The organism is Bradyrhizobium murdochi (assembly GCF_000472965.1).
GTDB classification, from domain to species: domain Bacteria; phylum Pseudomonadota; class Alphaproteobacteria; order Rhizobiales; family Xanthobacteraceae; genus Bradyrhizobium; species Bradyrhizobium murdochi.
In genome coordinates, this window is the sequence record NZ_AXAU01000003.1 from 103,159 (window position 1) to 116,112 (window position 12,954).

Consider the following 12,954-nt stretch of genomic DNA (forward strand, 5'->3'; position numbering starts at 1 on the left):
GGCAAGCCGCATGGCTTGCCCCATTTCCTGTCGCTTGGCGCGACAATTATCAGGCGACGTTGATCTTCTCAAAGATGGCCTCGGCGCCGATTTCCTTGGCATAGGTGGCCATCACGGGATCGGCGAGCTTCTTCATGGCGTCGCGCTCTTCGAACGGAACGCGCTTGAGCTTGCCGGCCTTTTCCAGCGTATCGAGCTTGACGACCTCCTCGCTCGACTCGAGCTGACGGCCATAATCGCCGGCTTCCTTGCCGGCCTTCATGATCGCGTCCTGCAAGTCCTTCGGCAGAGTCTTCAACGTCTTCACCGAGAAGCAGATCGGCCGGATCGATACCGCGTGCTGAGTCAGACTGAGGTGCGGGGCGACTTCGTAGAACTTCATCGCCTCAACGCCGGCCGCCTCGTTTTCGCCCGCCGAGATCACGCCGTTCTGGATGGCGTTGTAGACCTCGTTGTAGGCGATCACCGTCGGGCTCATGCCAACGGCTGCAAACGTCTTCGACCAGATCGGAGCGCCCTGCACGCGCACCTTGAGGCCTTTGAGATCGGCAAGGTTCTTGAGCGGCTTGTTGGCGAAGATGTTGCGAATGCCGCCGCCCGCATAGCCGATCAGGACGACCTCCGCCTTAACAGCGATTTCGTCGGCCACAGGTGCCAGAATATTCTTTTCGACCACCTTATTCATGTGCTCGATGCCCTTGAACACAAAGGGTGCATCGATGAAGGGAGCCGCCTTGGCGAAGGTCGACATGTGGGCCGGCGAGACGATGCCGTAATCGACCGCCTTGCCCTGCGACATGTACTCGAAATACTGCTTCTCGAGACCGAGCGACGAGTTCTTGTGCAGCGTGAAGTTGACTGGCTTGCCGTAGTACTTCTTCACCAGCTCTTCGAACCTGGTCAGCGCCTTGGTGAAGGCGTGATCGTCGTTGAACTGCACCGCCCCGTTGAGGGTAACGGGCGCCTGTGCCCTGACGATCGATGGCATGCCCAGGACGCCGGCAGCAGCCGTCGCACCAAGGCCCGCAAGTAGGGTTCTTCGTTTCATAGCTTCCTCCCCAGTAACGCCCGTCCCTTGTAAGCGGGACTTTGGCCTGGCCGACGACGCGGCCACTACCGCAAAACGTATGCAAAACGGTGCGGCTGTGGAAGCCAATTTAAGTAGTACCCCAGGCCAATAAGCCGCAGACGGCCAAGCCGGTGATTGCAATCACTTTGGGCAAATCCCGGCTCGAGCCGAGCCTTGCGTCCCCCGGCGCCAACAGCCGTAAGCGCGCCCCGAGACGGCTTCGGCATGTGCGTCGCTGCGCGACATCGATCGATCCGTGGGATGCCGCCGGCACGGTGCAACCGACACGCCGCAAATATTGCGCGATGTCGGATCCGGCCTGTCCCGCGTGCAAGCGCGTTCCCGTTCGAACGACGCTGCGCCAGATCCATTTGCAGGATTCCGATAGCGCGGTGAGCACGCGGGTTGCCCTATTTCCCAGAACGACTGATCCGAAAGCGGAGCTGAACTCTGCTGTATTTTGTCAGGCATCAGTGTCCGCGGAAACTCTTAGCAACAACCACCGATGCGCTGCGGGCGGCTGCACGATCGGCCCGCAACCCCGTAGAAATCCGGTCCTGATCGGGACACAGTAAGCATGCGGGCCAAAATCTGTGGCCATTGAACTCGCGGTGGTTGTGGTTTGTCGAATATTTTGCCAAATGTAATGGGCGGGGTTTTGCCAATACGCCCCGGGCGCCGACAGCTTTAGGTAGTTGGCGGCGCCGGTATCAGGATGCTCCCAATACGCTAAGGCGCTTGGCTGCCATCCCGCAATCTCAGGAATTCCGTGGTTCCCTATACCAACTCACGGACCGGACTGACTTTAACGCGGTACATATGGATGAACCCCTGACCTACTTTTGCCAGGGTTTCCCGATTGAAGGACGGTAAAACCAGAATGAACAGATCAGCAGCGAAAAAGATGAAACAACGCAGCGCCGGCAAACCCGATATCGAATTGGGCAAGCGGATTCGCCTGCGGCGTGTGGAACAAAAAATCTCGCAAGCGGAGCTTGGCGACAAGCTCGGCGTCAGCTTCCAGCAGGTTCAGAAGTACGAGAAGGGCGTCAATCGTGTCGGCGCTGCTCGTCTTCAGCAGATCGCTACCGCGCTCGACGTGCCGGTGACGTTCTTCTACGACGGCGACGGCAAGGCGCGGGAAGTCGAGAGCCTGCTCTTCCTGGACAGCGCGTTCAGCCTGAGGCTGCTTCGTGCCTACAGCAAGATCAAGGACCAGACTGTACAGCGTCAGTTGGTGTCTTTGATGGAATCGATCGCCGCCAACGAGGGCTAGGCATTATCGCGCCTGGATCGCAGCACCGCGGACCCGATCATTCGCGCGAGAAATCGCCGGGTAGCCTGTTGCTGCGCTGGGCCAAATCTTGAGCTGGCCGGGACTATATACCCCTGCGACGCCATCAGGATGGGGATGGCGAAGTCCGGACGCACGGCAGCGAAAAGCCGACGCGGCAGGTCTCCGACGACTACCGCCGGTTCGACCATTAACAGCGACTGCATCACCGTCACGCCGATATTCCCTCACACGCAATGCGCGTGAGCCCGCTCCTGCCCTCACGACCTCACCTGACGACCTCACCATTGCCCCGCGCCCTCTGCTGGTCGCACGTGCAAAGGCGGTAATTGACCTCGGCGCGACGCTTGTCCGAGAATAGACCAAGCCTCACGCGTGAAAGCCGCAACCGATGCTCGACATCGCCAAAACTGCCGAAATATCCCGTGCCGACGGCAAGATCCTGCAAAGCGTCAGCGATGGCGTCGGCGTCATCACCTTCAACAATCCCGACAAGCGCAATGCGATGTCGCTCGAAATGTGGGAAGGCCTGGGCCACGCGCTGACCGAGCTGCGCGACGACGCCGACGTGCGCGTCGTGATCCTGGTCGGCGCCGGCCACAAGGCCTTCGTCTCGGGAGCCGACATCAGCCAGTTCGAAAAGACCCGCCATAATGCGGCGGCGTCGGAAGAATATTCCAAGCGGAGCGAGGCGCAACGCGCGCTGCTCGCAAGTTACCCCAAGCCGACGATTGCCTGCATCCGCGGCTTCTGCCTCGGCGGCGGCATGCAGGTCGCGATGCTCACGGACATCCGTATCGCCTCCGACAACAGCCAGTTCGGCATTCCAGCCGCCAAGCTCGGCATCGCCTATGGCTATGACGGCCTGCGCCACCTGGTCTCGCTGGTCGGCCCATCCTGGGCTCGGCTCATCATGTACACGGGCATGCGGATCGAGGCTGCGGAAGCGTTGCGGATCGGACTGATCGACCGCGTGCTGCCGGATGCGGAATTGTGGGACGCCACCATGGAGATCGCGCGCACCATCTCCGGCAACGCGCCGCTCGCCATCAAGGCCGCCAAGATCACCATCGCCGAGGTGCTGAAGGACGAAAGCCAGCGCGACATGGAGGCGATCAGGGCAATCGGCCGGGCCTGCATGGATAGCGAGGATTTCCGCGAGGGCCGAACGGCTTTCATGGAAAAGCGCAAGCCGCAGTTCAAGGGGAAGTGACGCTCACAAAGGGCAAATGAGCGAAATCCGTCATTGCGAGCGAAGCGAAGCAATCCACTTCTCCGCTCGGGGATAAATGGATTGCTTCGTCGCTGAGCCTGTCATCGGGCGCGCATGCGCGACCCGTTGGCTCCTCGCAATGACCGTGGGGCCGCCTTTTACAACGCAGCCAGCACCGCCTTCGTGATATCCGCCGTGCCGTTATTGCCGCCGAACTCCATCGGCTTGATTCCTCCCGCATAGGCCTTGTCGACCGCGCGCTCGATGCGTTCACCGGCCTCCGCGGCGCTTTCCAGCCCGTGCTTGTCGGCGAGCCAGTCCAGCATCATCGCGGCCGACAAGATCATCGCGGTAGGATTGGCCTTGCCCTGCCCCATGATGTCAGGCGCGGTGCCGTGGCACGGCTGGAAGACGGCGTAGCGGTCGCCGATATCGGCCGAGGGCGCCATTCCTAGCCCACCGATCAGGCCGGCGGCGAGGTCGGAGAGAATGTCGCCGAACATGTTCTCGGTCACCATGACATCGAAATCCCAGGGACGCTTCACCATCATCAGCGAGCAGGCATCGACATAGAGCCGGTCGGACTTCACGCCGGGATGGCGCCTGGCCGCCTCATCAAACATCTCGCGAAAGAACGCGAACGCCCTGAATACGTTTGCCTTGTCGACGCACGTCAGGCCGCCATTTGCCTTCCCGCGCGCCTTGCGGCGTTCGGCGAGGCGGAACGAAAATTCGAACAGCCGCTCCGAGGTCTTGCGGGTGATGACGAGCGTCTCGCGCGCCTCCGCGTCCGTGACGACGCCCTTGCCCATCGAAGCGAACAGGCCTTCGGTCGATTCCCGGATGAGCACGAGGTCGATGCCGCGCTGATCGGCGCCGACGATCGGGCTCGGTACGCCCGGGATCAGCCGCGCCGGGCGCACACCGGCATAGAGATCGAAATGGAAGCGCAGTTCGATCTGCGGCGCGATCTCGGTGTTGTCGGGGTAGCGCACCGACGGCAGGCCGCAGGCGCCGAGCAGGATAGCGTCCGCCTCTTCGCACAGCCGCACGGTGCTGTCGGGCATGGATTTTCCGGTCGCGAGATAATTGTTGGCGCCTGCCGGTGCCTCAGTGAAGCGAAAATTCAGCTCGCTCGTCGCCTCGATCTTGCGCAGGACTTCCAGCGCCGGCGCCATCACTTCAGGGCCGATGCCATCGCCGCCGAGCACGGCGATGTGGAGAGCGTTATTCGCGGACATGGGGTTCCTCAACTGAGTTGTCATTCCGGGGCGATGCGAAGCATCGAACCCGGAACCTCGAGATTCCGGGTCTGGTCCTTCGGACCATCCCGGAATGACGGCGGCAATAGCGTGCCTTAAGGCGTCAGCACCGCGCGGCCGACCAGTTTGCCCTTCTGCAAATCGGCGAGCGCTTCGTTGGCTTTCGCGAGCGGCAGCGTCGTCACCGGAATCGGCGCGATCATCTTGTTTCGAACAAGTTCGAGCAATTCCTTGGTCTCGCGCAAATTGCCGACATAGCTGCCCTGGATCGTGATCGCCTTGATCGGGATCAGCGGCAAAGCAAAGGTCGCGCCGCCGCCGAACAGGCCGACGATGACGAGCTTGCCGCCCTTGGTGAGGCAGTCGAATCCAAGCTGCGTGGTCTGCGCGTTGCCGACGAGGTCGATCACGGCGCGAATGGGTTCGCCGGCCTTCTTCGCGAGCTGCTCCAGCGCGTCCGGCGCCTTGCCGTCGACGGTTGCAAGCGCACCGGCGGCCTCGGCCGCTTCGCGCTTGCGCGCATCGATGTCGACAACGATGGCGCCCTTGCCGCCCATCGCCTTTAGCAGCGACAGCGCCATCAGGCCGAGGCCGCCGGCGCCGAAGATCACGATCGGCGAGTTGAAGGCGAATTCGACCTTCTTCAGCGCGCTATAGGTGGTGACGCCGGAGCAGGCATAGGGCGCCGCGGTGACGGGGTCGAGCCCCTTCAGGTTCAACAGATATTTCGGATTCGGCACCGTCATGTGGTCGGCATAGCCGCCGTCGCAATATACACCGAGCGAGTTTGGCTTGACGATGCACATGTTCTCGTCGCCGCCGACGCAGGTAGGGCATTTGCCGCAGCCGAGCCAGGGATAGACCAGCGCGACGTCGCCGACCTTGAGATCGCCTTTGTCGGCAGCGGTAACGTCGGGACCGAACGCCACGACCTCGCCGACCGTCTCGTGGCCCATCGTGCGCGGCAGCGACACGCCGCGGTCCTTCAGCGACAGCGGCTTGCGGCCATGGCCGAGATCGTAACCGCCTTCCCAAATGTGGAGATCGCTATGGCAGACGCCGGCGGCCTTCACCTTGATCAGCACCTGCGTACCCGTGGGCTGCGGCGTCTCCTGATCCACCTCTTTCAGCGGTGCGTTGAACTCAGCGACCTGAAAACTCTTCATCGCTTCTCTCCCGTCATTCTTGTTCTTGAACCATTTCTTGGGCGCTAGATACTTCTTGAGAACGAACATTGCCACGTCCGTCCCATCGAGACAAACGCGGGCGGCGCTCCCCGGGTATTCAGATCAGCGGGTGATGGCAAGCCACGAACTGGCCCGGCGCCACAGCGCGCAGTTCCGGCACCTCGTCGCTGCATCGTTGATCCGCGCGGGGACAGCGGGTGCGAAACCGGCAGCCGGACGGCGGCGCGATCGGCGACGGCGGCTCCCCCACGGGTACGGTCTCGGCGGGGCGCACATCCGGGTCTGGCATCGGGATGGCCTCGATCAGGAGCGCGGTATAGGGATGCGCCGGCCGGGCGAAGAGCTGCTCGGAGGGACCAACCTCGCACAGACGCCCCAGATACATCACCGCGACGCGGTCGCTCACGGCTTTCACCACCGCGAGATCGTGCGCAATGAACAGCAACGTCAGCCCGAACCGGGCCTTCATCTCCTCGAGCAGATTGAGTATCTGGGCGCGTATCGATACATCGAGCGCGGAGACCGGCTCGTCGCATACGATGAACTCGGGATTGAGAATGAGCGCGCGCGCGATGCAGATGCGCTGGCACTGGCCGCCAGAAAATTCATGCGGCAGCCGTCCGACGACGAGCGTCGGGTCAAGCCCGACCGCGCTCAGCACCTCGTGGACAAGCTGCTTGCGCTTGTCCGGATCCTTCACACCCGCGATCACCAGCGGCTCGGCGACGATATCGCCGATCTTGCGGCGCGGATTGAGCGAGGCGATCGGATCCTGGAAAATCAACTGCACGCGCCGGCGCATCAGCCGCAAGGCATCGCCTTGCATCGTCGTGAGATCGTGGCCATCGAACAGCACACGCCCGCCGGTTGGGCGGCGCAGTTGCAGGACGGCGCGGCCGAGCGTCGATTTCCCGCACCCGGATTCGCCGACCAGACCCAGCGTTTCGCCGCGGGCGATCTGCAAGGAGACGCCGGACACGGCGTGAACGACCCTGGAACCGACAGGATATTCGACCACGAGATTGTCGACTTCGAGCAACGCGTGAGACGAAATCGATGGAGGGGATTGCGGCATCATGCGTTGGCATCCGCGTGGGCTTCTATCGGGTGGAAGCAGGCGAACTGATGGGCCTTCGTCTCTGCCGCCTCGAGCGCCGGTTTCTCGTCCTGGCAGCGGGCCACCGCATAGCGGCAGCGCGGCGAGAACGAACAGCCCTTTAGCGGCCGCGTCGGATCTGGCGGACGCCCCGATATCGCCGGCAGCGGCGTGTGAGGCGCGGCGTCGAGTTTGGGGAGCGCCGCCAGAAGGGCCTCGGTATAGGGCATCCGCATCTTCTTGAACAAGGCAGGCGTCGGCGCGCGCTCCACCACGCGGCCGGCATACATCACCGCAACTTCGTCGGTACGGCCGGCGACGACGCCGAGATCGTGGGTAATGATGATCATCGCCATGTGGCGGCGGCGCTGCTCCCTCGCCAAGAGATCGAGGATCTGCGCCTGGATCGTGACGTCGAGCGCGGTGGTCGGCTCGTCGGCGATCAGGAGCTTTGGTTCGCACGACAGCGCGATCGCTATCGCAACGCGCTGCCGCATCCCGCCGGAGAGCTGATGCGGATACTGCGCCAGCCGCTGCTCCGGCGCCGGGATTCCGACCGCCGCGAGCAGCTCGACGCTGCGTCTGGTGGCGGCGGCGTCGTCCAGTTCGAGGTGCTCCTGCAATGTCTCGATCAACTGGGTCCCGATCGTGAGCACCGGGTTGAGCGAGGTCATCGGATCCTGAAATACCACCGCCAGCGACCGGCCGCGCAGCTTACGCAGTTTCTCCGGCGGAAGCTGCAGCAGGTCCTGCCCGTCGAACATCACGCGGCCGGAGAGCTTTGCCTTTTTCGGCAGCAATTGCAGGACCGCCCGCGACAGCATGGTCTTGCCGCAGCCGGATTCGCCGACGATACCGAGCGTGCGCCCGGCGCCGACGGTGAGGTCGACATGATCCACCGCGCGCAGATTGCCGCGCGGGGTCGGAAGATCGACGACGACATCTTCGACAGAAAGCAAGTAATTCCCGTTCACAACGCGCCCTGTCGTGGATCGGTCAGCGCACGCAGCGTATCGCCGACCAGATTGAAGGAAAGCACAGTGAGGAACATCGCCGCCGCCGGCAGGAACGCGAGCCGCGGGGCCACATCGAGGCTCTCGCGCCCCTCCCCGATCATGCTGCCCCAGCTCGAGATCGGCGGCGGCACGCCTAGCCCGAGGAATGACAGCGAGCCCTCGACCACGATGATGACGGCAACACCGAGCAGGAAGAAAGCCAAGAGCGGCAACATGACATTGGGCAACAATTCGCGCAGCAGGATCCGCGCATGCGTCGCCCCCAACGCCTGGGCCGCAATCACGAACTCACGCCGCGCCAGCGTCAGCGTCGCGGCCCGTGCCACCCGCATGAAGGCGGGAACGCTGAGCAAACCGAGAATGAGGGTCAGATTAAAAATCGACTGCCCAAGATAGGCCGTCACGGCCAGCGCCAGGATCAAAGGCGGAAACGCCAGCAGCACATCCATGCTGCCGACCACCATCGATTCGAACCGGCCGCGGAAATATCCGGCGAGCATGCCGAGCGCGCCGCCGATGACGAGCCCGATCACCGGCGCGCACACTCCGACAACCAGCGATATCCGCGCACCATAGATGAGCCGCGAGAGTTCGTCGCGGCCGAGCCCGTCGGTGCCGAGCCAATGCTCCGCCGAAAACGGTGCGCGCCGCTCCAGCATGTCCATGTCGGTCGGGCTCGGCAGCGGCAGAACGGTCGCGAAAATCGCCACCGCGAACACGAAGATCAACCAGCCGATTGCCGTCCAGAACAGCATTCCAAGCCGCCGGCCCTTATGCACGGGCTGGGTTACGGCCTCCTCGGCAACTTCGAGCTCAAGCGTGGCCATGGCGGATCCTGGGATCGAGAACGGCGTAGAGCATGTCGACGATGAAGTTCATGATCACGAAGCCGGCGCCGACCAGCAGCACGACTCCCTGCAGGATGATGAGGTCGCGCGTGAGGATTGCGCCGATAAGCAGGCGGCCGATACCCGGAAGCGCAAAGATCGTCTCGACGATGACAGCACCGCCGATCAATCGCCCGATATTGATGCCCGTGATCGTGACCAGCGTGAGGGACGACGGCTTCAGCGCGTGCACAAACAGAATGCGCGAGGTCTTCAGACCCTTGGCCTTGGCCAGTGAGATATAGTCTTCCTGCAGGGTCGCAATCATGTCGGATCGCAGCACACGCATGATGCTTGGCCATTCGGCGAGCGCCAGCGTCAGCGCCGGCAGCACCATGAAGCGCAGGTTTGCGGCGGGATCTTCGGCAAAAGGCACGTAGCCGGTCGCCGGCAACCAGCGCAGTTCGACCGCGAAGAAATAGATCAACAGGATCGCCGACAGGAAGGTCGGTACCGACAACATGCCGAAAGCAGTGCCGGTCATGAAGCGGTCGAACGGTCCACCGCTCCGCGCCGCGCAGATGATCGCCAGGGGAACGCCGATTCCGAGCGCGCCGAGCTGTGCCAACAACATCAGTTCGATCGAGACCGGCAGCCGCTCGGCGACCGCCTGCAACACTGTCTGTCCGGTGCGGAACGAACGGCCGAAATCGCCCTGCAGCACATTGCCGAGCCAGCTCAGGTAACGCCACCAGATCGGCTGATCCAGTCCCATGTCGTGCCGCAACGCCGCCACGTTCTCCGGCGTCGCCTGGTCACCGAGGATGGTGTACGCGAGATCGCCCGGCAGCAGCGACGCGATGGAGAAGGTGAGCAGCGAAACCGCAATCAGCACCGGCAACAAATACAACAGCCGGCGCGCGACGAAAAACGTCATCGACGGTTATTCCTTCCAGGCACGCGATACGTCGATCACCCCGCTGTACATCTTGGGCAAGCCCTTAACTTTCGTGCTCGAGATTGCGTAGTAGGTGTTCTGGAAGGTCCAGAACCAGATCGCCTCCTTGTTGATCAGCCGGGTGATCCCGCAATAGAGATCGACGCGCTTGTTCTGGTCGGCGGTGACCCGCGCTTCCTCGAGCAATTTATCGAGTTCCGGATTCGAATAGTTGGCCAGCGCGACCGGGCTGCCGGTGTGGAAATTGGCATACATCTGGATGTCAGGATCGGCGAAATCGACGATCCGCCACGGCGTCATCTGGAACTGGCGCATGAAGGCGCGCGGCGGAATGGTCGCCTGATCGACCTGCTCGATTTCCATATTGGCGCCGGCCCGCTTCCACAACTGTTGCAGCACCTGGCCTACGGTGCGTCCGCGGGGCGTCGCCGTGACGAGCATCTTGAACTCGACGGGCTTGCCGTAGTCCTTGATCAGCGCCTTGGCTTTCTCAAGGTCTTCGGGAAGCGCACCGTCGTCCTTGCACTTGACCCAGGAGCCGTCGCCGTAGGGGTTGCTGGCAGGTCGAGCGAGACCATTGGTAATGGCCTGCGACATCTTCTTGCGGTCAAGCGCCATTACCAGCGCCTGGCGCACGCGCACGTCGTCGAACGGCGGCGTCTTGGTGTTCATGGCGTAAACCGCTGCACCCGAACCGGCATAGGTGTGCACGGTTAGTTTGGAGTCCTTTTGCGCCCTCTGGATGTTATCGGCGGAATATTCGTCGTCCCAGATCAGGTCGACCTCGCCCGATTGCAGGCTCGCAAAGCGCGACTGCGCGTCGGGCAACGGCTTCAGCGTGATGCGGTCGAAATAGACCTTGTCCTTGTCCCAATAATCCGGGTTCTTCTCCAGGATCATGCGATCACCGGCCGTCCAGGATTTCAGAATATAGGGGCCGGTGCCGACCGGATTGCGGTTATAGTCCTCGCCCTTGGTCTTCCAGGCAGTCGGCGAGTGAATCGCGCCGTTCTGGTTCGCGTAAGAAATCAATAGTGAGGGGAAATTCACCGAGGGGTCGTTGAGGTTAAAGACCAACGTCAGCTCGTCCGGCGCCTGAACGTTGTTGACGTTGGAGATATAGAAGGCGCAGCGGCACTTGTTGGCGGGATCTTTCTGCCGGTCGAAATTCGCTTTGAACGCTTCGGCGTTGAACGGCGTGCCATCGTGGAACTTGACGCCAGGACGCAGCTTGAAGGTCCACATCTTGAAGTCCTCGGAGGGCTCCCAGGACAGTGCCAGCTTCGGCTGCGGCTTGCCGTTCGCATCGAGAGTGGTGAGCGTATCGAAGAGCGCGGATGACGCGGTGAGTGCTGCCGTGTCGTAAACGCCGACCTTCAGCACATCGAAACCGGGGATATCAAGCTCGAGACCGACGGTAATGCTTCCGCCCGGCTTCTGCGCGCTGGCGGGCACTGCCGACAACGCCACAGCAAATCCCGCCACAAGAAATATTCGCGCGAGCGCGCTCGAACGGATCGCCGCTTTCATGGATGTTCCCTCCGATATGTCGTTCGTCCGGTATTCCGGATCGTCGATGTCTATCGGAGATTGTCTGGAAACGCCGTCGCGGGCAAGGGCGTTTGCAAGCCGCAGATGAAAAGCCGCAGCATCGACACCCTTGCGTCGCGACGCGCGCCGTCAGACGCTCGCAGACACCTGCGCTTTGCCGGCGAAGGATGCGATCTCGTCCTCTGACAGACCGGTCTCCTTCAGGTAGGCACGCGTGTGCTCGCCGAGCGTCGACATGCGCTTCGCCGCCGACACGTTGGCGCCCGACATGCGGAACGGCAGATTGAGGACCTTGAAAGTGCCGCCGCCGTCCTCGACCTCGGCCAACGCACCGCGATGGGCGATCTGCGGATCGCGCAGCGCCTCGGCGACCGTGCGATAGGCCGACGAAGGCACGCCGTACTCATTGAGCGCGGCAAGGCACTGCTCGGTCGTCACGGTGCGCGACCATGCCTCCACGCCTTCCATCAGGCTCGTCCAGTTTTCCCGGCGGTCGGAATATTTCGCAAAACGCGGATCGCTCACCCATTCCGGATGACCGATCACCTGCATCAGGCTCTGGAAGGTTTTCTCGCTGGCGATCGCCATCATCACATAGCCGTCCGTGGTCTCGATCGGGCCGAACATTGGCCGTTGCGTCGGCTTCACCTCGAATTGCGACCATTGCAGTTCGTTCAACGTCAGGCTCAGCATGGATTCCAGCATCGAGACGTCGATATGCTGGCCCTGCCCGGTTGCCGTGCGCTGATACAGCGCCGCCGAGATCGCGCCGAATGCGTAGACTCCGGTGAGTACGTCAGCGTGATAGATGCCGCAATAGTCTGGCCGGCTTCGTCCCGGCTGGTAGGCCAGATGCGCCATCTCATAGCCTGATGCCGCGTGAATCACCGGCGCATAGGCCGGCAGCTCCGCCGATGGCCCGGTCTGGCCATATCCGGAAATCGAGCAATAGACCAGTTTCGGATTGAGGCCGTGCAGGGAGGCATAATCGAGCTTCAATCGCCGCATCACGCCGGGGCGAAAATTCTCCACCAGCACGTCTGCAGTCGCGGTCAATCGGCGAACGGCCTCGACGCCCCTGGGTGATTTCAGGTCGAGCACCAGACTGTTCTTGCCGACATTGAGCTGACCGAAGGCGGTCGAACAATTATTCCGCACCGGCGGACGGGTCCGCATCGTCTCGCCTTCCTCGGTTTCAATCTTGATGACCTCGGCGCCCATATCGGCTAGCATGCGCGTGCAGTGAGGCCCGGCAATCGTGGTTGAGAAATCGAGGACGCGTAGGCCTGCGAAGCTGCCTGTCATATTCCTCTGCTCGTTACCGGCTATCGTCATTCTCGTGTAGCTCCTTGGGCCTAACGGCACTTGTTGTTGGCGCGGCGTGACCCTAAAGGGCGCCGCCGCGGCAGGGAAAGCCTTTCGCATTAGGAACCGATAGCTAGGGCCCGGCATTATCGCCAGTAGACTGGACCCTTAGAGTA

General features: G+C 62.4%; 11 protein-coding genes. 2 read left to right on the forward strand and 9 right to left on the reverse strand.

The features are described from left to right. Positions 1-49: 49 nt before the first annotated feature. Positions 50-1,048, reverse strand: a complete 999-nt coding sequence (locus YUO_RS0111255) for a TRAP transporter substrate-binding protein (RefSeq protein WP_028347341.1) — start codon at positions 1,046-1,048, stop codon at positions 50-52. A gap of 901 nt (positions 1,049-1,949) precedes the next feature. On the opposite strand from YUO_RS0111255, the gene YUO_RS0111260 reads away from it, so the two are divergent. Both YUO_RS0111260 and YUO_RS0111270 read left to right on the forward strand, forming a co-directional pair. After that, positions 1,950-2,345: a helix-turn-helix domain-containing protein gene (locus YUO_RS0111260; protein WP_028347342.1), complete on the forward strand. Its 396-nt coding sequence runs from the start codon at positions 1,950-1,952 to the stop codon at positions 2,343-2,345. Positions 2,346-2,754: 409 nt separating this feature from the next. Beyond that, a complete protein-coding gene (locus tag YUO_RS0111270; RefSeq protein ID WP_028347344.1) occupies positions 2,755-3,576 on the forward strand; it encodes an enoyl-CoA hydratase in 822 nt (273 codons plus the stop codon). A 158-nt stretch (positions 3,577-3,734) separates the two neighbouring features. Here the strand turns inward: YUO_RS0111270 and YUO_RS0111275 are convergent, their stop codons facing one another. The 8 genes from YUO_RS0111275 to YUO_RS0111310 form a co-directional block, all read right to left on the reverse strand. Continuing rightward, complete coding sequence (locus tag YUO_RS0111275) at positions 3,735-4,817, reverse strand: isocitrate/isopropylmalate dehydrogenase family protein (protein WP_028347345.1); 1,083 nt, start codon at positions 4,815-4,817, stop codon at positions 3,735-3,737. A 116-nt stretch (positions 4,818-4,933) separates the two neighbouring features. After that, on the reverse strand, positions 4,934-6,004 hold the full coding sequence (locus tag YUO_RS0111280) for an alcohol dehydrogenase (RefSeq protein WP_028347346.1): 1,071 nt from the start codon (positions 6,002-6,004) through the stop codon (positions 4,934-4,936). Between the two features lie 118 nt (positions 6,005-6,122). Continuing rightward, the gene (locus tag YUO_RS0111285) at positions 6,123-7,103 is read right to left on the reverse strand and encodes an ABC transporter ATP-binding protein (RefSeq protein ID WP_028347347.1); all 981 of its coding nucleotides are present in this window, start codon (positions 7,101-7,103) and stop codon (positions 6,123-6,125) included. Continuing rightward, positions 7,100-8,080, reverse strand: coding sequence for an ABC transporter ATP-binding protein (locus tag YUO_RS0111290; RefSeq protein WP_035726635.1), 981 nt, complete (start codon positions 8,078-8,080; stop codon positions 7,100-7,102). The genes YUO_RS0111285 and YUO_RS0111290 overlap by 4 nt, the downstream gene beginning before the upstream one ends. Before the next feature lie 11 nt (positions 8,081-8,091). Beyond that, positions 8,092-8,964, reverse strand: coding sequence for an ABC transporter permease (locus YUO_RS0111295; RefSeq protein ID WP_028347349.1), 873 nt, complete (start codon positions 8,962-8,964; stop codon positions 8,092-8,094). Next, the gene (locus YUO_RS0111300; protein ID WP_028347350.1) at positions 8,951-9,901 is read right to left on the reverse strand and encodes an ABC transporter permease; all 951 of its coding nucleotides are present in this window, start codon (positions 9,899-9,901) and stop codon (positions 8,951-8,953) included. Before YUO_RS0111300 ends, YUO_RS0111295 begins: the two co-directional genes overlap by 14 nt. A gap of 6 nt (positions 9,902-9,907) precedes the next feature. Next, the gene (locus YUO_RS0111305; protein ID WP_028347351.1) at positions 9,908-11,452 is read right to left on the reverse strand and encodes an ABC transporter substrate-binding protein; all 1,545 of its coding nucleotides are present in this window, start codon (positions 11,450-11,452) and stop codon (positions 9,908-9,910) included. 150 nt (positions 11,453-11,602) lie between these two features. After that, positions 11,603-12,808 (reverse strand): CaiB/BaiF CoA transferase family protein, encoded by a 1,206-nt coding sequence (locus YUO_RS0111310; RefSeq protein ID WP_028347352.1) that lies wholly within the window; start codon positions 12,806-12,808, stop codon positions 11,603-11,605. Positions 12,809-12,954: the final 146 nt, after the last annotated feature.